Source organism: Alphaproteobacteria bacterium, from assembly GCA_039980135.1.
Lineage (GTDB): Bacteria > Pseudomonadota > Alphaproteobacteria > UBA6615 > UBA6615 > UBA8079.
This window is the reverse complement of the sequence record JBDXCV010000003.1, coordinates 173952-194604: the sequence shown is the minus strand read 5'-3', so window position 1 is coordinate 194604 and position 20653 is coordinate 173952. Positions and strand designations below refer to the sequence as shown.

The 20653-nt window shown below is 62.9% G+C and carries 16 protein-coding genes; 11 read left to right on the top strand and 5 right to left on the bottom strand.

Going from position 1 to position 20653, the window contains the following annotated elements:
* Window positions 1-72 precede the first annotated feature (72 nt).
* The 5 genes from ABJ363_02825 to ABJ363_02805 are packed head-to-tail and all read left to right on the top strand — an operon-like array spanning window position 73 to window position 3786.
* On the top strand, window positions 73-654 hold the full coding sequence (locus ABJ363_02825; protein MEP4377908.1) for a cupin domain-containing protein: 582 nt from the start codon (window positions 73-75) through the stop codon (window positions 652-654).
* A gap of 16 nt (window positions 655-670) precedes the next feature.
* A complete protein-coding gene (locus ABJ363_02820; protein ID MEP4377907.1) occupies window positions 671-2011 on the top strand; it encodes an ActS/PrrB/RegB family redox-sensitive histidine kinase in 1341 nt (446 codons plus the stop codon).
* Window positions 2012-2020: 9 nt separating this feature from the next.
* Window positions 2021-2584 (top strand): ActR/PrrA/RegA family redox response regulator transcription factor, encoded by a 564-nt coding sequence (locus ABJ363_02815; protein ID MEP4377906.1) that lies wholly within the window; start codon window positions 2021-2023, stop codon window positions 2582-2584.
* Window positions 2581-3495, top strand: a complete 915-nt coding sequence (locus ABJ363_02810; protein MEP4377905.1) for a hypothetical protein — start codon at window positions 2581-2583, stop codon at window positions 3493-3495. The genes ABJ363_02815 and ABJ363_02810 overlap by 4 nt, the downstream gene beginning before the upstream one ends.
* 6 nt (window positions 3496-3501) lie before the next feature.
* Entirely contained in the window at window positions 3502-3786 is a 285-nt protein-coding gene (locus tag ABJ363_02805; GenBank protein ID MEP4377904.1) for a PqqD family protein, read from the top strand.
* 11 nt (window positions 3787-3797) lie between these two features.
* Here the strand turns inward: ABJ363_02805 and ABJ363_02800 are convergent, their stop codons facing one another.
* Window positions 3798-5216 (bottom strand): HlyD family type I secretion periplasmic adaptor subunit, encoded by a 1419-nt coding sequence (locus ABJ363_02800; GenBank protein ID MEP4377903.1) that lies wholly within the window; start codon window positions 5214-5216, stop codon window positions 3798-3800.
* Entirely contained in the window at window positions 5216-7477 is a 2262-nt protein-coding gene (locus ABJ363_02795) for a peptidase domain-containing ABC transporter (GenBank protein ID MEP4377902.1), read from the bottom strand. The genes ABJ363_02800 and ABJ363_02795 overlap by 1 nt, the downstream gene beginning before the upstream one ends.
* 354 nt (window positions 7478-7831) lie before the next feature.
* Between ABJ363_02795 and ABJ363_02790 the strand changes: the two genes are divergently transcribed.
* From ABJ363_02790 to ABJ363_02770, 5 genes are all read left to right on the top strand, one after another.
* Window positions 7832-8950, top strand: coding sequence for a hypothetical protein (locus ABJ363_02790; GenBank protein MEP4377901.1), 1119 nt, complete (start codon window positions 7832-7834; stop codon window positions 8948-8950).
* Between the two features lie 144 nt (window positions 8951-9094).
* A complete protein-coding gene (locus tag ABJ363_02785; protein ID MEP4377900.1) occupies window positions 9095-10354 on the top strand; it encodes an outer membrane beta-barrel protein in 1260 nt (419 codons plus the stop codon).
* A 49-nt stretch (window positions 10355-10403) separates the two neighbouring features.
* Window positions 10404-10991: a polysaccharide biosynthesis/export family protein gene (locus ABJ363_02780; GenBank protein MEP4377899.1), complete on the top strand. Its 588-nt coding sequence runs from the start codon at window positions 10404-10406 to the stop codon at window positions 10989-10991.
* A 469-nt stretch (window positions 10992-11460) separates the two neighbouring features.
* Window positions 11461-13782 (top strand): polysaccharide biosynthesis tyrosine autokinase, encoded by a 2322-nt coding sequence (locus tag ABJ363_02775; GenBank protein MEP4377898.1) that lies wholly within the window; start codon window positions 11461-11463, stop codon window positions 13780-13782.
* Between the two features lie 36 nt (window positions 13783-13818).
* A complete protein-coding gene (locus ABJ363_02770; protein ID MEP4377897.1) occupies window positions 13819-14517 on the top strand; it encodes a hypothetical protein in 699 nt (232 codons plus the stop codon).
* Window positions 14518-14551: 34 nt separating this feature from the next.
* Here ABJ363_02770 and ABJ363_02765 read toward each other — a convergent pair whose 3' ends face one another.
* The 3 genes from ABJ363_02765 to ABJ363_02755 all read right to left on the bottom strand — a co-directional run bounded on the left by ABJ363_02765 (window position 14552) and on the right by ABJ363_02755 (window position 18244).
* Entirely contained in the window at window positions 14552-15967 is a 1416-nt protein-coding gene (locus ABJ363_02765) for an O-antigen ligase family protein (protein MEP4377896.1), read from the bottom strand.
* A 34-nt stretch (window positions 15968-16001) separates the two neighbouring features.
* A complete protein-coding gene (locus ABJ363_02760; protein MEP4377895.1) occupies window positions 16002-17429 on the bottom strand; it encodes an undecaprenyl-phosphate glucose phosphotransferase in 1428 nt (475 codons plus the stop codon).
* Between the two features lie 113 nt (window positions 17430-17542).
* The gene (locus ABJ363_02755) at window positions 17543-18244 is read right to left on the bottom strand and encodes a transglutaminase-like cysteine peptidase (GenBank protein ID MEP4377894.1); all 702 of its coding nucleotides are present in this window, start codon (window positions 18242-18244) and stop codon (window positions 17543-17545) included.
* Window positions 18245-18524: 280 nt separating this feature from the next.
* Here ABJ363_02755 and ABJ363_02750 point away from each other — a divergent pair, with 280 nt between their 5' ends.
* Window positions 18525-20609 (top strand): HD domain-containing phosphohydrolase, encoded by a 2085-nt coding sequence (locus ABJ363_02750; GenBank protein MEP4377893.1) that lies wholly within the window; start codon window positions 18525-18527, stop codon window positions 20607-20609.
* Window positions 20610-20653: the final 44 nt, after the last annotated feature.

The following is a 20653-nucleotide window of genomic DNA, read 5'->3' as shown; positions in this document are numbered from 1 at the left end:
TCGTATGGTTGTTGCGGCAAACGACCACTCGGAAACCAACACCCAGTATCTAGCACAGGGGGAGGAAGGACCATGGCAACACCCATCCGGCGCGTGGTGATGGGCCACGATGACAACGGCAAGGCGGTCGTGATCGAGGATGGCCCCGCACCGTTCGTCCACATCAACCCGAAGAATGACGACGACTGGTCGACGGATTTGTGGCGGACCGGCGAGACCCCGGCGAAGATCGTCCAGCGGCACGAGGAACCCACCCTGGGGCCGCGCCGCCAGATGCCCCAGAAGAATGGTAGCGTGTTTCGCATCAATCATTTCGCACCCGAGACCGAAGACGTGCGCAACCGCACGGTCGAGGAAGCCCGCGCCGCCTTCCGCGCATTGGGCAACGAGCCAGCCTCGACCTATGGCCGCGGCGGCGACCACCCGGCGAGCCATCGCACCGAGACCATCGATTATGCGCTGATCCTGTCGGGCGAGATCACGATGGTCATCGACGATGACGAGGTGGAACTGAAGGCAGGCGATGTGGTGATCCAGTGCGGCACCAACCATGCCTGGGTCAATCGCAGCGGTGCTGCCTGTGAGGTGATGTTCGTGTTGCTCGACGGGGAATTCGACCCGGCGCTCGCGGCGAAGTTTCCCCGGGGCGATTAGGCGCATTGCGGCTCCGATGACGCATACCGACGATCGCACACAGCTGTCCGGCGGCAAGCCGTTCGCGGACCTCCGGCCGAACCGGTCTGCCGCGCAGGTCCGCCTGCGTACGCTCGTCCTGATTCGCTGGATTGCCATCGCCGGCCAACTTTTAGCCTTGCTGATCGTTCGGTTCGGGCTGGACTGGTCGCTGCCGATCGATGCCGCGCTGGCGGCGATCGGTGCGTCGGTGTTGCTGAATGTGGCGATGACGTTTCGCCGTCCCGTGCGCGGCCGCCTGAACGAGTGGGAAGCGGCTGCCTATCTCGCGTTCGATATCCTGCAGCTGGCCGTGCTTCTGTATCTCACCGGCGGGCTCGGCAACCCGTTCTCGTTGCTTTTCCTTGGACCCGTGACGGTCTCCGCGACCACCCTGAGCCGGGCGGCCACGGCGCTGTTGAGCATCCTGGTGATCGGCTGCGCGAGTATGCTCGCCTTTCATCATCTGCCGCTGCCCTGGTCGGGGGGCGGGCTGGAGCTGCCGGTGTTCTATATCGGCGGGCTGTGGACCGCCGTGATCGTGGGTACCCTTTTCCTGGGCGGCTATATCGGCAGCGTGGCGGGTGAAGGACGGCGCATGTCGGATGCGCTGACGGCGATCCAGCTGGCGCTGGCGCGTGAACAGCAGCTCTCGGCACTGGGCGGGCTGGCGGCGGCCGCCGCCCATGAGCTCGGCAGTCCCCTGGCGACCATCGCGGTGACGGCCAAGGAACTGACCCGCGAAATTCCGCCCGACAGCGAATATGCCGACGATGTGCGTATTCTGCAGGCCGAGGCGGAGCGGTGCCGTGACATCCTGGCCGAACTGGGCCGCGCGCCCGAGCTGGCGGATACCAATGATCCGTTCGCCAGGATACTGCTTTCGGATGTCGTGGCGGCGGCCGCCGCGCGGCACAGGGACGAGGATGTCGTGCTCGATCTTGTGGCGGCGGGCATCGACGACAGCGCCGAGCCGTTGGTCACGCGAAGCCCCGAGTTGCTGCACGGGCTCGGCAATGTGATCCAGAACGCGGTGCAGTTCGCCGATGGACATGTCTCGGTTGATATTTCGTGGGACGAGAGTGAGGCACGGGTCGAGGTGCGTGACGACGGACCGGGATTCCCGCCGTCGGTTCTCGATCGCGTCGGCGAGCCCTATATTTCCAACCGCGGACAGGGGCATCTGGGGCTTGGTATCTTCATTGCCCAGTCCCTGCTCGAACGCACCGGCGCCCGGATACGATTCTCGAATGCGCGTGCGGCGGCGCGTACGGATGGCGCGGAAGTATCGATCACTTGGCCGCGCGATGATCTTGAAGTTGATGCGGGGACGGGTTAATCGACGATCATGGTTGATGCGGATGTGAACGAGCTGCCGATACCCGACGATGCATCGCTGCTGATCGTCGATGACGAGGTCAATCTCCGCCTGCAACTGGCCAAGGCGATGGACCGGCGCGGTTTTCAGGCGGATGTGGCGGAGTCCGTGGCCGAGGGCATTCGTGCCGTCGAGGCCCGCCCGCCCAAATATGCCGTGATCGACCTGCGCCTCGAAGACGGCAGCGGACTCGAGGTGGTCGAGGCCCTGCGCCGCGTACGGCCCGATGCCCGGATTATCGTGCTGACCGGCTATGGCAACATCGCGACCGCGGTGGCGGCGGTGAAGGCCGGGGCGGTGGATTATCTGCCCAAACCCGCGGATGCGGACCAGGTCGCCGCGGCGCTGTTGGCCGACGGGGCCACATTGCCACCGCCGCCGGACCGGCCGATGTCGGCGGACCGGGTCCGCTGGGAGCATATTCAAAGGGTGTATGAACAATGCGACCGCAACGTCTCGGAGACGGCGCGGCGGTTGAAGATGCACCGAAGAACGCTGCAGCGCATTCTGGCGAAACACGCGCCGCGCGAGTGACGCCGGGAGACACGCCCATCGTTGCGGAAGATACCCACCTGACCTTCAAGGGCTACGGGCGCGATCTGTCGGTGCGTCTCGGACCCGGCGTCGACGCCGATGCGTTTCGCGAGGCGCTGCTGGTCTTTCTGCCACGCTGGGCGTTCTGGACCCGGATGGCCGCGGACGTCGTCGATATCCCCGCCGCCGATATAGATGTGACCCGTGAGGGCACGCAGTTCCGCATCATGGCGGTCAGTTGGGACGGCGGCTTCTCGGTCGCGGCCGATTTCAACAATGCCGCGAACGCCCTGGCCGGATTGCTGATCGACGGCATCCTCGCCCACGCGATGGCGTTTTGCAGCCTGCATGCGTCAGCTGTCGAACTCGAGGGCGCGGCGGTCCTTTTCGCCGGGCCGACCGAGGCCGGAAAATCGACCCTGGCCCTGCGCCTCGCCGCGCGCGGCTGCCGCCACCTGGCCGATGATCGGATTCTGCTGTCTACCGGGGCGGCGCCCTACCGGGTGGCCGGACTGGGGCTCGCCGCCAAGGCACGTACCCCGCTCCCGCCCGGGCCGGAGCTGGCGGCGCTTGTGGAGGCGCGCTGGTATCTGACCGATGAATCGATTGCCTATCTGCATCTGGAAGATGATGAGGCGCTGGGCTTTGGCGAGATCCGGCCGCTCGGCTGCGTGATTCTGCCCCGGCGCGACCCCGGTCTGGATGGCGACCCCCGTCTGGAGTCGGCCCCGGCCGGGGATATCGCCCGCGCCCTGATCGAGGAGGCGACCTCGCCGGCCGGACCGGAGACGCTCGTGCCCGCCATGAGCCGGCTTGCAGAAGCCTGTCAGGGTTATATTCTGCACTACCGAGACGGGGCCGCCGCAGCTGATCTGCTGCTGGCGGCGCTGTCGAACCGAAACGACGGATAACTGGACATGGCCGGTGGCCGCGAGAGTTTGTATGTGCGCAACCCGGCGGTGACCGAGACGACCCTGGACGACGATGTCTTCCTGGTCGAACCGGGGACCGGGGAAGTGTTCTATCTGAATGCCGTGACCAGCGGCCTGTGGACCCTGTTTGCAACGCCCACGGGCGTTGCCGACGCGGCGGCGGCCTATCGCGAGGCGTTTCCCGACGAGCCGGCGGACAAGGTGTCAGCTGATGTGCGCGATGCCGTCGCGGATATGCGCGCGCGCGAACTGATCGTTGCGCTCTTGTAGATTTGCGGAAACTAGCGCTCGCGCAACGCCGTGCTGGTGGTTTGCGCCACCCTGTCGGTCAGGAAACTGAGGATTGTCCGCTCGCCGATCTTGAAATCGGCCGTCACCTGCATGCCGGGCACGACCGGCTGGTCGGCCGGGGTGGGGCCCAGATGGGTGCGATCGGTTTTGACCAGCACCACATAGTTGAAGACTTCGCCCTGGCCGCCCGGATCTTCGGTGGCGTCGGCGGCGATCTGCGACACGGTGCCGTTAAGGGTGCCGAACTTCACGAAGTCATAGGTGTTGACCCGGATCTTGGCCTCCTGGCCGAGCTTGATGAAGCCGATATCGTCGTTCTCGACCCGTGTCTCGATGATCAGTGTGTCGCCGGTGGGGATCAGATTCATCAGGGGATCGTTGTCGCTCACCGATTGTCCGCTGCTGGAAACGGTCAGATTCTGCACGATGCCGTCGACCGGCGCCCTGACGATCAGGCGGCTTTGTTGGGAGGATGTCTGGGCGAGTTCCCGGGCCAGGCTGTCGCGCTGCTGGCGTGATTCGACCAGCTGCGCCAGCACATCCGAGAAGTAATCCTCCTCGATCTGGTTGACCCGGCCGCGGGCCTCGGCGAGCTGCGCCTCGCGCGCCGCCAATTCCTTCTGCCGGCTCGCGAGTTGGCTCTCCGCCTCGACCAACTCGTTCTTGATGGTCAGGTATCTCAGGCGGGGGAAGTATCCCTGCTCGGTCGAATCTCGGGTCCTGGATTCCTGCTCACGGCGAATCTCGGCCGTTTGGCTCAGCGAAACGAGCTGGCCCCGCAGGGACTCGACTTCCCGTTCGAAGCGGCGGGCCGCGTCCTCCGCCGCGCTGCGGTTGGCGGCGAAAGCGGCGCGTCGGGCGTCGAACAGGGCGCGCTGGTTGGAGAGTATGCTTGGGGCGGCAGCGTCGAGGTCTTCGGGGAAAATCAACACGTTCGACCGGACGGATTCGGCTTCGAGCCGCGCGGTCTGGGCGGCGAAGGTGGTCCACTCCTCACGCAACCGGCCGACTTCCTCGTCGAGAAACTCCGGATCGAATTCCACGAGCGGCGCGCCGGCCACCACGCGCTGGCCTTCGACGACGTAGATTTCCTGTATCCGGCCCCCCTCGGGGTGATTGATGATCTTGACCCGGCTGTCGGGCCGGACACGGCCCTGCGCCGTCGTGACTTTCTCCACCTCGGCGAACGCGGCCCAGCCGATCGCGAGCGCGGCGAGGAGGGTAATCGCGACCAGCAGGATGCGCGCCAGCGGCGAATGCTCGCGCGCCGCGATCGCCTGTGCGTCGGGCAGGAAGTCCGCGTAGCGCGCCGGGGTCATCACGGCCGAGAGTCCGCGCCCCTCGAGCGCCATGCGCGTCGTGGCGCCTTCGCCTTCGGTGCCGCGTTTGCGTCGTGCGAACCCGAACATCAGGCCGTCTCTCCCGATGTGGTGCCCCGGCCGTCGGAGTCGGCATCTCTGCCCGGGGATTCCTGCTGGTTCGGACGCCGATCTTCGGCCATGCGTTCGCGCGCATAGGGAATGATCTCGGCCGGTGTGCCGGTGCGTTCGACGCGGCCGTTCATCATGAAGGTGACCTGATCGCAGATCGCCAGCGGCGCGGTGCGGTGGGTCACCATGACGATGGTCCGGTCGCCGGCGGCGCGCCGGAGATTGCGCATCGCCATATCTTCCGACACCAGATCGAGCGCACTTGTGGCCTCATCGAGAATGATCAGCCGCGGGTTCCGGATCAGGGCGCGGGCCAGCGCGATGAGCTGGCGCTGGCCGGAGGACAGGCCGTTGCCGCGGTCGCCGAGGACCGTGTCGTAGCCGTTCGGCAGGCGCTGGATGAAGTCATGGGCACCAACGAAGCGCGCCACCGCGACCACCCGCATGGGATCCTTGACCGGCATGCCGATCGAGATGTTGTCGCGGACCGTGCCGGCGAACAATTGCACGTCCTGCGGGACCACGCCCAGCTGCTGGCGCAGGGCGGAAAGGGACATGTGTGCGATGTCGGTGTCGTCGATCAGCACGCGGCCGGAATCGGGCGTGTAGAGCCCCTGCAGGATCTTTACCAGGGTCGACTTGCCTGACCCGGACGGGCCGACGATGCCGATGATGGCGCCCTGGGGCACGGAGAGGTTCACCCGGTCGAGGATGGGCGGCTGGCCTTCGGCGAAATGAAAACTGACATTCTCGAAGTCGATCTTGCCGCGGATCGGGGGCAGCGGGCTGGTGGAGCCGGGCGCGGTGTCCTGGGGCTCTTCCATGATCTCGTCGAGGCGGGTGAATGCCGCGCGAACTTCCTGCAGCTGATGCCAGGCGCTCACCACCTGGCGGACCGGCGCGATGGCGCGGCTGGCGAGAATATTTGCGGCGATCAGGGCGCCGATCGACAGCTGGTTGTCGAGGATCAGGAACACGCCGATGATGACGACGCCGTAGCCGACAAGCTGCTGCATGAGCGAGCCGACGACCGATACGATGTTGGATTGGTTCTGGGTCTTGAAGCCGGTCCAGGCGCCGAGCGCGAGCCGCTGACTCCAACGGTTCTCGACTTCCGATTCGAGCCCGAGCGACTTGATTGTCAGGGCGTTGTTGATGGTTTCGTTGAGCGCGGAGGCCTTGGCGGCATGGGCGACGAAGTCCTGCTCGATCAGTTCTTTCTGTTGCTTGTGAAAGACGATCGAGAGAATGACGAAGACGGGCATCACCGCAACGACGAGGAAGGCGAGGAGCGGGCTGACGAAGAACAGCGCGCCGACAAACAGGATGACGAAGGCCATGTCCACGAGCGTGATCGGCATCTGGCCGGAGAAGAAGGCGCGCACGGTATCGAGCTGGCGCAGCCGCTCGGTAATGACGCCGGTCGGTGTCTGCTCGAAATGCTGGTAGGGCAGATGCACCAGATGGTGCACCACTTCCGAGCCGATCAGCGCATCCAGGCGCGCACCCGTGTAGCTCGATACGTACCCCCGGATCGCGCGAAGCAGGACATCGAACATGGCGACCGTGATGACGGCGATCACGAGCACCTGCAGCGTATCGACGGCGCGCTGGCCGATGACCTTGTTGTAAACGGTCATCATGAACAGCGGGCTGGCGAGCGCGAACAGGTTGATGAAGGTCGAGGCGAGCACGAGCTCCCAGGCGATGGCCCGGACCCGTTTGCCGATCAGGGATCGCCAGTTCGTGCGTGGCGTGACCGTGTCTTCCGGTTTGATCAGGATCGCACGATCGGAAAGGTTCACCGCGCCGCCGGCCTTCACGCGCACGGTCTGTTCGGCCAGCGGGTCGAAGACGATAAGCTCGTCACCCTGGCGCGACAGCACCAGCGTGGAGGGGCCGCCGTTGCGCCCGATCAGCACGAACGGAACCGGCAGCTCACCCGCAGCGGCCAGATCGAACGGCACCTCGCGCACGGCATAGCCGAGCCGGATTGCCGCACGGCTGAAGGATTCGGGATGCATGCCGGCGTCGGGGATCGGCACCGTCGCGCGGATGTCCGGTGCGGCGACAGGGCGGCCATAGTGCAGCGTCAGACGGATCAGGCAACGCAGCAATGTGTCCACGCGGCCCGACCCCGGTTTCGGCGGTGGTGCGTCGTCCGGGCGTACACGCACGACCTCGCCCGAGGGGGTGCCTTCGGCCGGATCGTTGTCCTGGGAATCAGTTGCGTCGGTCATGCGTCCAGGGACGTGATGGGCAATTCAATAGATTCATGTGTTGAATCATGAATTTAGTGGGCGGAACCTAGCAAACAATGGTTAACAAGAGGAAACATATTCGAACATGTTGAAATAACTATGGAAGAAACGTTTCAAAACATTTCAATTGCCGGGGTCGAGTTCTAACAAACCCTTAACGAATCATGGCGCAAAGTTGATTCTATGAGTGTGTTGATTACGCGTGCGAGATTGAGTGGCGAGATTTAGTCTGGATACGGGGGTCAAGCGTTGCTATATGTAATGACACAACACGAGAACACTCGGGGGAGGGTTTCCGTTCGTTGGCCTGTTTCAAACACCGGGTTTAAATTCATGAAAACTCCCCTGTCACTCTCCAGAACATCAAAATTGCGTGGTGCCGCCCTTGTTTGTGCGGCGTGTGCCGCATTGGTCGCCGGTTCCGCGCAGGCCCAGCAGAATGGCCCGCTGGTGCCCGACGCGGTCTTGTCGGGCGCGTCCGGCCAATCCGTCGAAGGGCGGCGGGCGATTTCGAACTATCTGCTGTCCGGCAATCCGCGCCCCCAGGACATCGCCGCGCGCGCGGTCGTGGCGATCAATCAGCTGCAGGCAACGGGTGGTTTTTCGGACCCTGCCGCGTTGATTGCGGCGGCCGACCGCATCGCTCAGGTGGCGACACCGGCCCTGTGCCCGCCGAAGGTGATGAAGGTTTTCGTCGACCAGAGCTTTGCGCTTCCTCCCGCGGCGCGCGGCTTTGACTTCGGCCCGCCCGATGCGCGCACGATGGCCGGGTTCGATCGTGTATCACCGGGAGATTCCCGGCTGCTCGGCGGTAAACCACGCGCCTTGCAGCGTCCGGGCAACGAGGCCCTGCTGTCGAATGGCATTGTCGGCGTGAACAAGTTCGTCACGCCGATGGAAAACGGCGTACATCGGGTGTTGCTGTTCACCGATGATATCGGTGACGAGAGCACCTATCTTTCGCCCCTGGGCGGCAGCGTGGTGGTAAATGGGCGCTCCGTGGCTCTGGGCGACCATCCGCCCGACGAGTGGCTGCCCCAGGCGGTGTTGTCGGCGCCCGGCGCGCAACCGAATGTTTCCTCTTCCGAGGTGAACGGCCTTTCCGTGACCGAACAGCGCGGCGGCGCGCTGATGGTCGAGGTCGAGGTGACCAACGGTCAGCTCGAGGTCGAACTGATCCCGCCGGGCGGCGGCGAGCAGGAACGCCAGACATATCTGACCGGCGCCATGGTCGAGCCGATCACCGAGGGCGGCGAGGGCGGATTCAGCCGGCATCTTGATGCTTCCCAGGCCATTCTCGAGACCGAGGAATGCCTCGAACTCGAAGCCGATATCACAACGGCGCTGGCGGATCTGCTCGAAGAAATTGAGCCGGCGGCCGGACCGGAACTCGAATTGCTCGACCTTCCGGAGCCGATCGTAGAAGATGAGGACGCGGCGAGCCCCGCATAACCGCAGGGAAGTTTTACTGGCGTGACAACGAAGTATACAGATCGCCGCCCATTCCGCCCCACCCAGGGTTTCCGGTTTGGGCGGCAACTGATTCCGGCCATCGTGTGCGTTGCGGCCGCGGCGACGTACGCACTGGCTGTACCGTTGCACGCGTACGCGCAGGATGCCCAGGCCGAGAGCGTGCGCGGGGTCGGCATTTTCGAGAAAAATCCCATAGGAATCGAGCTTGATCGCTTGATCGAACTGCCGTTCGACCTGCTCGAAGATGGCGGCTACGATCCCGATGAGGAACGCGAAGACATCATCAGTACGTTTATCGCCTTTCCGAAGTTCGAGGTGGAATTTACGCACACCGACAACCTGTTTCGTGCGACCGAAGGCAAGAGCGAACTGATTACGGTCTATCGGCCCAGTCTCGTCATTGCATCAGACTGGGATAATCATTCACTGAGCTTCTCGGGCTCCACGAGTTTCGGACGACACAAGAACCACCCGCTCGAAAATTTCGAAGATTACAACCTTGCTACGGCGCTGAATCTCGTCGTTGACGATTTTACATCGGCATCGGCGAGCCTCAGTCACACGCGTGGTCACGGCGCGCGCGGGGATATTGACGATCCGGGCGAACAGTTTTCGCCCGATATTTCGTATGTAAACTCCCTTGTCCTGGGCTTCACGCGCGCCATCCCCGACGGGTTGCAGCTCAATCTGCAGCTTCAGGTTTCCAAGGTCAGTTTCGAGAATAACGGTCCGCGCAACAACTCGGACCGTTGGGAGACCGACTATCAGGGGAGCGCGCGGATTGGCTGGGAGATCGAGGAAGGAACGACGGTTTTCGTGCAACCACGGGCCTTCTTCAGCCGATTCCGTGTCAAAGTGGACGATTTTGGCACGATCCGGGACTATAACGAATATGAGATGACTGCGGGCGTTCGCTTGAACGCGACGCCGATCACGTTCCTCGAGTTTCTCGCCGGCCTGTCCACGCGCAAGAACAAGGACGAGCAGTTTGAAGACACCGTCAATTATCTCTCCCGTGGCACCTTCGTCTGGAATCCGACCTCGGTGACCACGCTGAGCGGTACGTTGAACCAGACTTTCGAAGGCGCGGCGGCCGAGGGCGTATCGGGCACGCTGACCCGGTCCCTGACCACCAGTGTGGACTGGACGCCGCAAGACGATTGGATTCTGACGGCCGAGACGACGTTCCGGGTCGAGGAATTCGAGGGTATCGGGACCAACACGTCGCGTCAGGCCATGATTCTGGGGCTCGTCGCCGACTGGGCCATCAACCGGAATGTCTACTCCCGGCTGTCGTTGACCCGTGAAATACAGGATGGCGACCTGGCAACCGACGAAATGACCGAAAACAGGGTGTCCTTGCGTGTTGGCGCGGAACTATAGAATCAATTACAAGCGTGAACGCCGCCTGCCGGCGAACAGGAATGTGACCATGCGAAAAACCGGAACATTATTTGTTGCGATGTTTGCTCTTGCGGCGTGCGACCTGATTTCGACCGATGTCGAATTGCCCCTGGCGCCCGAACAGATCGGCCTGACGACTGACAACGCCGCAAGCGGCGGTTTTTACCGGATGGGCGGGGGCGACAGGCTTGCGATATCCGTGTTCGGTCATCCGGATCTCTCCGGCGAATTCGAGGTCGACGGTACGGGCGAGATCGCTTACCCGCTGCTGGGCCAGGTGCAGGCCAGCGGTCATACCCTGGAAGAGCTTCGCGCCATCATCGCGGACGACCTCAACCGGGACTTTGTGGTCGAGCCGCGAGTCTCCGTTGAGGTTCTGAACTTCCGGCCGTTTTATATTCTCGGTCAGGTGAACGCGCCGGGCAGCTATCCCTTCCTGTCCGGTCTCAATGTGCGACAGGCGGTGGCTATTGCGGGCGGGTTTACCCGTCGCGCGGATCAGTCTGAGATTGTTATCGTCCGGGAAACGGAAGTTGGCGATATCAAATACGCCGCAACCCCGAATGCACCGGTGCTGCCGGGTGACACCCTGGAAGTGCGCCGACGCCTGTTTTAGACTGAATATCATACAGGTAGGGCTGGCGATACCAAGCCCGGTATTCGGGCCTATCCGGCACCCTAAACCTGGTATGGATAACGGATTTTAATAAGTTTTATCAATTGTTTGTTAGCCGACTTTAAAACATATTATTAGAAATACATTTACAAGTCGCTCAAGCCCCCACATACTCGCGCAGAATACCAAGGGTAGTCCGAATCCGGGCTGCCTGATCGTGTGCCGGGTATTTCCGTTTCGCGCGTCGCGGGGGCAATCTGACAGAGTCGGGATCAGGTTCGCGGTCTGGCATGCAAATTGCTCTTATCGGGGCAGATGATCTTTTTTGATCCGGAGTGCAAGAATTTGTGTATAGAGAGTGCCCTTCATCAGTGCCAAATAGAGTTTGGCAGTTCCGCGTTCGTTGACGGCGGAAGCGGTGAGGGCGCGCTTATATTCACAAGATTGGTCGTCCAGGTTTAAAGATTCGATGAGCACGGTTTCGCAATTTCCGACACAGGATTACGGCGCGCAGCCCGACCAGGGCTTCATGATGCCGGCGCCTGAGTCCGAGGGCTTCAGCCTTCGGCGTCTGTTGTCGATTCTGCGGCGCCGGAAATTCCTGATCGCCGGTGTCATGTTCATCATCACCGCGATCACCGTGATGATGGTTAACCAGATCACGCCGCTCTATTCCGCCAGTACCAAGATCGTCGTGGAGCCGAACCGGCAGAATGTGGTCGATATTGAATCCGTCGTGAGCGGGTTGACGCCGGACTATTATACGAACGAAACCGAGGCTGAAGTTATCAAGAGTCGCGAGCTCGCCTTTCAGGCTGTCGATCGACTGCAGTTGACCAAGAGCCCGCTTTTCAATCCGATCCTGTGGGAACCGGAACCCAGCCTGTTCGAAAGCCTGGTCAAGGCCGGGAAGGTCTTCCTGCTTTCCATCATCGGCAGTCCCGAGGACATCCTGGAAGTCGAGGCCGAGGAAACGAAGGCCGAGGCCGAGGTCCATCCCCTGATGACGTGGGAGCCCGAGGATCGCGAGGCGTATCTGCGCGAACTCGCCGCCGGTCAGTATCTCGGTGGCCTGTCCGTAACCCCGTCCAACATCAGCCGTGTCATCACGATCAGTTACACGTCGGAGGATCCGGCATTTACCGCGTTGGCGGCAAACACGACCGCCGAGCTTTATATTCTCGATCAGCTGACGGACCGGGGCGAAGCAACCTCGCGGGCCGGCGACTTCCTGTCGGCGCGCGTGAATGAGCTGCGCGAGCGGGTGATCGAACAGGAACAGGAAATTGCGCGCTACCGCTCCGATGCGGGCATCATCGATGCTGGCGGCATCACCGTTTATCAGCAGCAACTGGCCCGCGTGAACGAAGAACTCGCCGAGGCGCGGATCGCATTGTCCGAAACCGAGGCGCGGCTCGCCCAGGTCAATGAGTTGCTCGAATCGGGTGCCGGTCTCGAAACCGCCGCAGCGGTGCTCAACTCCGCACTCATTTCGCGTCTGCGCGAACAGGAAGCCGAGGTTATTCGCAAGCTGTCCGAATTCCAGACCCAGCTGCGCCCCGGGCACCCGCGTTTGCAACTGGCGGAGAACGAGCTCGCGGACCTGCGTGGCGCGATCGAGCGCGAGGTGTCGAAAGTCGCTGCGAATATGCGCAACGAATTGCAGATCGCCCGCGTGCGCGAGGCGAATATTCGATCGGAATTGTCGCGGATCGAGGGCACGCTCGAGGAACAGAACGAGGCCCAGGCGACACTCCAGTCCATGTCCAGTGAAGTCCAGGCCAACCGCCAGCTCTATGAAACCTTCCTCGAGCGGTTGAAGGAAACCGACATCCTCGAAGGTACCGAGCAGGAGGCCGATGCACGCATTATCTCTCGCGCAACCGTGCCCGGCGGACCGTTCTTCCCGAAAAAGCGGCTGATGATCGCGGCCGCCATCGCCTTCTCTGCGGTCGTCGGTTTCGCGCTCGCCTTCGTGGCCGAGTTCATGGACAGCGGTTTCCGATCCACCGCACAGCTCGAAAGCCAGAGCGGCGTGGCGGCGTTGGGCATGGTGCCTGCCCTGCAACGCAGCCAGGCAGAGGGCAAGCGGCCCCACGAATTCGCATTGGCGAGACCAAACTCGACTTATGGCGAGGCGATAAGATCGGTGCGAACGGGCCTGATGTTGTCGTCGGTCGACAAGCCGCCGCGCACTGTGCTGATCACGTCGTCGATCCCGGGCGAGGGCAAGACATCGACTGCGCTTTCGATCGCCATCACGGCGGCGAAATCCGGCCAGCGCGTGTGTATCCTCGACTGCGATCTGCGCAATTCAAGCCTGCATGTATACATGGATGTCCCCAACCAGCGCGGCTTGAGCGACTTGCTCGCCGGCCAGGCCGAGCTTGAGGATGTGATTGAAATTCACCCATCGTCGACCATGCATTATGTGACGGCCGGGTCGCGGGCGCCCAACCCGACGGATATGCTGAGTTCCGAGGAAATGCGTCGGCTCATTCCGCGCCTGGGCGAGATGTACGACATGGTCATCTTCGATACGCCGCCGTTGATGGCGGTCTCGGACGCGCTGGTTCTGATGCGCGATGTCGACCGCACGCTGTTCCTCGTCCGCTGGGAGAAGACCCGTCGCGAGACCGTTCTTGCCGGCGTCAAACAGGCATTGGAGGCGGGTGCGAACCTCGCCGGCACCGTCCTGACCCAGGTCAACGTCAAGAAGCATGCGTCCTATGACTATGGCGATTCGGGTTACTACTATTACGGCAGTTACCGGAAGTACTACAGCGAGTAGGATACTCGTTCGAATCATTCGCGCCGGGTTTTATCCATGTCCCGCAACAGACTGACAGCCGCACTCATCGCGCTTATCGTCGCGTTCCCCCTGATCGCAATGGCGGTCCCGCGACTTGTGGCCGGCATTATCACGAGCCCCTTTGACGAGACCGTGCGCGAGATCGGGCGCGGTGAAAAAGTGCCCCGGGTCGATCTACGAATTGCCCGGGCGAGCCGGTTGTCGGCGTTGGGCTGGTACCAATTCTCCCGGTTCGAGTCCGATCTCGGTATCCTGAACTATACGCTGGCCCGCGGCGAAGACCGCGGGACGGACATCCACCGCAAATTGATCGACGAGGCGATCGGGGCCGATCTGCGGTCGATCAGGCTTGCGCCGACCGCGTCCTATTCCTGGCTGCGCCTCGCACAGGCCCATATCGAACGGGACGGGTCCGCGGCGGCGGAAAAAATCGCGCCCTTTTTGCGCATGTCCTACGCGATGGCACGCTACGACCCGCGTGTTGTCCTGACGCGTCTCGATATCGCATTACTGTTCTGGAATGACCTGCCGGATGACCTGAAGTCGGAGACCGAAGATCAGATCCGCCTGGCCATGAACTGGTTCCCGCGGGACCTGGTGCGTTATACGCGCGCGCGCCACCGTCTGTCCCAGGTCCGGGCCGCATTGTCGGACGATCCCCAGGCCCGCGCCCGTTTCAATATGATGTATTTCCTGCGCCGCGATCAGACCTGATCCGGTCCGATTGGCCGAACGGGCGACGCCAACCCTAACGGCCGCGCCTTGATTCAGACCGATGGCGGTTGGCCTGTGCACATGCGACGGCCAGCAGTGCGGCAAACGTCACGGCGACGGCGGGAATCTGCAGGCTGAAATCGACCCAGGCATGGGTGCCCACGACGCCGATCGCCCCAAGGCCGATGCACGAGTAAATGGCTTCCTGGTGTCGCGAAACAATGCCGTAGAACGCCCACAAGCCGAGCCAGGCGATCGAACCGACGATAAGCAGGAAGCCCCCGTAGCCGCCCTCGAGAATCATTTCCAGATAGCCGTTATGGGCCCGGAAGAAGGGTGCTGTACGTGGCGATAACTCCCCACCACGCGAACGTACGGACACATCGCGGAACGTGCTCAGGCCCGTACCCAGCCAGGGACGCTCGTCGATTGCCTGCCGGGTAAAATTCCAGATTTCTCCGCGCCCTGACACTGCACTATCACTCTGGCCGAGGCGGGTTGCGAGTTCGCGGCCGCTGAAACTCAACAGCACCGCGGCACCTATGAAAATGATGCCGGCGAACACGATTGCCCGCCGTACGCGTTCACGTTTGTAGAGGACCAGTCCGACCAGAAACACCATGATCCCGATCGCCGTGCTTATGGTGCCGCCGCGAGACGCGCTGAAGAGCAACGCCGAGCCGGTTATGAACAAGGCAACCAGCAGCCCGAACACGCGCGCGCCCATACTGTCGATCATGTGCACGATGCCGACCCGGTTTGCGATCCCGAGGGACGCGGCCTCGTCGGCCTCCCAGGTCAACAGTCCGAAGGCGGCCATGATCACCAGCCCGGCATAGGTGCCGAAACTGTTCCGGTTCACGAATGTCGACGTCACGACATCGCCATACGCCCATTTTTCGAACCACAGGATCGTATTGGTTCCCGAAAACTGGACCACCAGCCCGTAGAGCGAATAAATGCTGCCGGAGATAACGATCGCCCAGAGGATACGCCGGGCGAGGCGTCGGGAGCGGCCGAAATGCAGCGCCAGCCAGAATACCGCGCCATAGGCGAGCAAGCGCATGGCGCCATCGAAGGAGGCGTTCGGGTCAAGACTGATGGCACCGAATGTCTTTTCCTGTCCCAGTGCCGTCGCCGCGTCGGCCCAGATCGGATGATCCCAGGCGGCCGGGGTCAAACCGCTCGCCTGGACCAGGAACCAGATGATGGCCAGTCCGAACATGATCGTTGCGGGCAGGTGGCGCTGCCAGGGTATGCGTATGGACCCGGGCATGCGGACGACGCCATATGCCCACAACAGCGTAAGCATCCCGACCATGAGCGACAGGAAACTCCAGGCCCATAGGCGGTTGCTGCCGAAGGGCAGGGGTGCCAGCACGAGAACAGCGAGCAGGCCGAAGAAGGCGATACGCAGCGAGCGTGGGGTCTTGGTGGATTCGCGTGCCATCAGAAATCCCGATGCAATCGGCGCAAGCCGAGCCCTAGTAGGCGTTCTTGTTAACGAATCCCACAAACAAGGTGAGGAACAGGATTCGGATATCGAACAGGATCGACCAATTGTCGATGTAGTGCAGATCATACTCCACGCGCCGGCGCATTTTCTCCGACGTATCGGTCTCGCCGCGAAGCCCGTTGACCTGCGCCCAGCCCGTAATTCCGGGTTTGACGCGGTGGCGGGCGAAATATTCATCGATCACCGCGCCGAATTGCTCATTGTGGGCGACCGCATGGGGCCGCGGCCCGACCAGGGACATGTCGCCCTGCAGGACATTGATCAACTGGGGCAACTCGTCCAGGCTCGACTTGCGCAGAAACCGGCCGATCCATGTGACCCGCGGATCACCCCGGGTCGCCTGGTCCACGGCGCTGCCGGGCGCGCTCGACGGCTGGGCGGCTTCGGCCCGCATGGTGCGGAACTTGTACACGGTGAATTCTTCATTGTTGAACCCGTAGCGCTTTTGCTGAAACAGCGCGGGGCCGGGGCTGGTCAGCCGGACCATGAGGGCGACCAACAACAGCAAGGGTGAAAGCGCGATCAGCAGGAGAAATGCGCCGACCCGGTCCTCGATCATCTTCAGGACCAGATTCCGGCCGGTAATCGGGCGTTCGAAGATGTTGATCATCGGCACGCCGGCGATACTCGACAGGCTGCGCACCGGGAGCTGAAAAGCGATCGTCTCCGGGCACCATTTGACGTTCGCCGGCGCGCTCTTCAGCGACTGCACCAGGTCCAGCAGGGTGCCGCCGGAGCGCCAGGGCAGGGCGACAATGATCTCGTCGACCCGGTTTGCGCGGACATAGTTCAGGAGATCATTGATCCCGCCGCGCACGGGGACCCCCTCGACTTCTTCGGGAATGCGTGACGCGCGCCGGTCGAACAGCCCGACGATGTTCACGCTCTTGTTGTCCGACGCGAGCATTTCGCGGATCAGGCGCTGGCCATATTCGCCGGCGCCGATCACGGCCACGTTCTGCCGCAGATCGCCGCGCTCGCGCCAGCGCGCGATCTGCAGGATGAGCAGAATCCGCAGCACCAGCAGGCCGCCCAGCACCATCGGGTACCAGATCAAGGCCCAGGCGCGCGAGAAACTGTCCGTTGTCTTGGTGATGAAGGCCAGCGCCAGCAGGGTGAACATGACCGCCGTCCAGCCGACCGACATGCGGCCGAACTGGTAGAGGAATCTGTCGATATTGGGCGTTTCGTAGAGGTGCGCGACGTGGAAAAAGTTCGCGGTCAGCAGCATCGCGGCGATGATGCCCTGGCCGTAGATCGCGGGCAGCGCCAGATTGCCGTGCCAGGCCCAGTATGCCCCGACGGCAAACAACCCGACCAACAGGATGTCGCCCATGCGCAGGATGACCGAGGCACCGGTCTGGAGGTCTCCTGCGAATCTTTTGCCGTCGGCCATGCACTACCTTTCGCGCACCTTGAAGGGCGGAAAATAGACGAAATCGCGGTGTCACCGCAAACGGCTAAATATCGGGAACACTTTGACTTTTGCGGATTCCGGCGGGAGTCGATCTAGCGGTGCAGCCACCAGCCCTCTTCGTTGATCGAGAAGATCGGACGGTAGTGACGTATTAACCGGTGGCTGACGACCTGGCTGATCTGATTGTCGAGCACCAGCTCGTCTCGGCCATCGTGCACTGCCAGTATGGCATGCGGAATGCGCAGATTCTCGTCGTTGAGGACGACCACGCGCATGCGTGCGGCCGGTATCCCGAGGGCGCGCAGCGACATGTATTTGGCGATCGAGAAATCCTCACAGTCGCCATTCTTGCGAAAGAACTGCGCGGGCGAGGCCCAGTAGTCCTTCACCCCCCAGTTCACCGGATCGAGCACGTATTTGCGCCGGTTCATCTCCCGGTTGATCGTGTCGAGCTGGGCGGGGAGTGCCGTTTGCCCGAGACTGTCCAGAAGCGACTGCCATTCATGCATCTGGCATCCGGATATGTGTCCCGGTCGGCATGGCCGTGCGAGGGATTCCCGCTCCTTGAAGGTCCGGTTGAGTGCGCCTTTCCATTTGGGAAACCGGGACGAATTCTCGCGTCTCACGTCGGTATATCCGAACAGGCCGGCGCCGCCGGACCCGGCGGCCCGGGCCCATGAGGGTACGAGAATGCCCGCGCCGACGCCCCCGGCCATGCCGGCGAACCGGGTCAGTAACGCGCGCCGCGTGCAAGCGAGACCGGCAGGCCGGCCGAATGTTCTGTGCGTGGTCATCACGGGCTGATTTCACCCGACCGCCATTAAGAATTTGCAAACAGCGCGCCGCTAGGATCGGCATCAAAGGGGCGATCGTGCCCCGGTCACGGGTCGCGGGATTATCGCGCGAGGGGTGTGCATGGTCGAGAAGGCGGAAAACGGGTCGCCGAATTTCCGGATGCCGGATGGCGAAGCTTCCAGGTCGGAAGGCGCCGACACGGTGGCTAATATGGTGGCTGATACGCCGGCCGACACGTTGGCAGCCGGGGGTCGGTCGTTCTTGAGGATGCGCCTGTGGATGTCAGCCATTCTGCTGCTGGCATTGGCCGTGACCGGCGTGGGCCTCGTCTTCTCCTGGGTCTCGACCGAACGGGACCGTGCGGTGCGGGGTTGGCAGGACAAGCTCGCCATTGTTGCCGAAAGCCGGGCGGCCGCGGTGGGCGACTGGTTGCAATCCCAGCGCGAAGTGGTGGCGTCCCTCGGACGTGACGATGTGTTGCGCTTGTATGTCTCCGACATTTCCGCATTGGCACCGGACAGGGTTGCGGACGACGTGCCGGTCCAGGCCCAGTTCCTGGAAAATCTTCTGGTCGTGACCGCCGCGCGGACTGGATTCAACGCAGCCGCAGTCGGTCCCGACGTTCGTGCGAATGTGGCCCGAGTGGGGCGCGCGGGGCTCGCGCTGCTCGATCCGAACCTTGAAATTATCGTGGCGACCCCGGACCTGCCGCCGTTGACGCCGGCGTTGCGCGCTTTCGTTGCGGGCCAGGCTGCCGCTGACGGTCCGGCCATGTTCGGCCCGTTTCCATCTCCCGCCGACGGCACCGCGAGCCTGTTGTTTACCGCCCCGATCCCGGGGGTGCAGGACGATAGGCAGATCGGGCTGGTGGTGGGCATCCGGCCTGTCGCGATGCCGCTGTTCGGCCTTCTGAAGCAACCGGGTACCACGGAGGAAACGGCCGAAACTCTGTTGCTGACGGCAGAAGGCGCGGGGGTGCGTTACCTGTCGCCGCTGGCCGACGGGACGGCCGCGATGACGCGCACGCGCGCCCTGAATACACCCGCGCTCGCCGCTGCTTTTGCCATTCAGAACACCGGCGGGTTCGGGCTCTATCACGACTATCGCGATGTTCCGGTGCTGATCGCGAGTCGGCCCGTCCCGGGTGTGGACTGGGTGCTGGCCTACAAGGTCGACCGTGAGGAGGCCCTGGGCGGGGCGGACCGTCGCCTGACCAGGCTGGCGTTGATCCTGCTCCTCGCGATTGGTCTGGCCGCGCTCGGGATCGTTGCGGCTTGGCGCCACGGCGCCTCGCGCCGGGCCGAGAGCGCCGCGACCCGTTATCGGGATATGGCCGACCGTTTCGAACAACAGGCGAAGTTCATTCGCAAGCTTACCGACACGCAGCCCAACGCGATCTTTATCGTCGACCGGAATGACCGGCTGACATTTGCCAATGCCCGTCTCGCCCAGACGATCGGCGCGCACGATACGGATGAACTGGTCGGCAAAACCCTGACGGGGGTTTTCGGTCCCGCCGCCGCGCGCCGCTATGCGCGATATGTGCGCGATGCGTTCGACGAGGAATGCAATCTTCTGTCCGTTGACCGGGTCGAAGGTTCGGAACGGACAGGACAGGCCGGCGAAGACCGCGTGTTGCAGAACCAGTTCGTCCATCTGCCCGCCACCGATCATGTCGGCGCCGGAATCCTGATTGTCGAGCAGGACATCAGCGCCGCGATCTCCGAGCGTGAGCGAAACGAGCGCCTGCTGCAGCAATTGGCCGAAACCCTGCTGGCCGTCGTCGATCGTCGCGATTCGTTCGCCGCGCATCAGTCGGCCCGTGTGGCGCAGGTGGCCGCGGCGATCGCGGATGAAATGGGCCTCGATGCGGTCCTCGTCGATACGGTGGACAAGGCGGCGAGCGTGATGAATATCGGCAAGATTCTCGTGCCGCGCGCACTGCTGATGAAGAATGGCAAACTTACGGATGACGAGATCGAGCGTATTCGCCATGCGCTGGCTGCGGGGGTGGATCTCCTCGAAGGTGTCGAATTCGAAGGGCCGGTGGTGGAGACATTGCGCCAGACGCGCGCGCATGTGGATGGCAACGGCGAGCCTGCCGGGCTTGCCGGCGACGAGATTTTGGTCACCGCAAGGATCGTCGCGGTCGCCAACGCCTTCGTCGGCATGGTCAGCCCGCGTGCGCATCGTCCAGGCCTGACGTTCGATGCGGCGGTTCAGAACCTGCTCGACGGGGCGGGCACGCAGTTCGACCTGAGGGTCGTGGCGGCCTTGATCAACCGCCTGGACAATCATGGCGGCCGCAGCAACTGGTCGAATTTCTCCGTCCCGCCGCCGGGCATCCGCGGGGTCGTCGGCTAGCGGCGCACCAAAGGTTTTATCCGCGTCACGTTTGCACCCGCGCC

Bases quoted from the DNA above. Each gene is read 5' to 3' on its own strand.
- ABJ363_02825 (MEP4377908.1), top strand. From the start codon at position 73: ATGGCAACACCCATCCGGCGCGTGGTGATGGGCCACGATGACAACGGC.
- ABJ363_02820 (MEP4377907.1), top strand. From the start codon at position 671: ATGACGCATACCGACGATCGCACACAGCTGTCCGGCGGCAAGCCGTTC.
- ABJ363_02815 (MEP4377906.1), top strand. From the start codon at position 2,021: ATGGTTGATGCGGATGTGAACGAGCTGCCGATACCCGACGATGCATCG.
- ABJ363_02805 (MEP4377904.1), top strand. From the start codon at position 3,502: ATGGCCGGTGGCCGCGAGAGTTTGTATGTGCGCAACCCGGCGGTGACC.
- ABJ363_02800 (MEP4377903.1), bottom strand. From the start codon at position 5,216: ATGTTCGGGTTCGCACGACGCAAACGCGGCACCGAAGGCGAAGGCGCC.
- ABJ363_02795 (MEP4377902.1), bottom strand. From the start codon at position 7,477: ATGACCGACGCAACTGATTCCCAGGACAACGATCCGGCCGAAGGCACC.
- ABJ363_02790 (MEP4377901.1), top strand. From the start codon at position 7,832: ATGAAAACTCCCCTGTCACTCTCCAGAACATCAAAATTGCGTGGTGCC.
- ABJ363_02780 (MEP4377899.1), top strand. From the start codon at position 10,404: ATGCGAAAAACCGGAACATTATTTGTTGCGATGTTTGCTCTTGCGGCG.
- ABJ363_02775 (MEP4377898.1), top strand. From the start codon at position 11,461: ATGAGCACGGTTTCGCAATTTCCGACACAGGATTACGGCGCGCAGCCC.
- ABJ363_02770 (MEP4377897.1), top strand. From the start codon at position 13,819: ATGTCCCGCAACAGACTGACAGCCGCACTCATCGCGCTTATCGTCGCG.
- ABJ363_02765 (MEP4377896.1), bottom strand. From the start codon at position 15,967: ATGGCACGCGAATCCACCAAGACCCCACGCTCGCTGCGTATCGCCTTC.
- ABJ363_02760 (MEP4377895.1), bottom strand. From the start codon at position 17,429: ATGGCCGACGGCAAAAGATTCGCAGGAGACCTCCAGACCGGTGCCTCG.
- ABJ363_02755 (MEP4377894.1), bottom strand. From the start codon at position 18,244: ATGACCACGCACAGAACATTCGGCCGGCCTGCCGGTCTCGCTTGCACG.
- ABJ363_02750 (MEP4377893.1), top strand. From the start codon at position 18,525: ATGTCAGCCATTCTGCTGCTGGCATTGGCCGTGACCGGCGTGGGCCTC.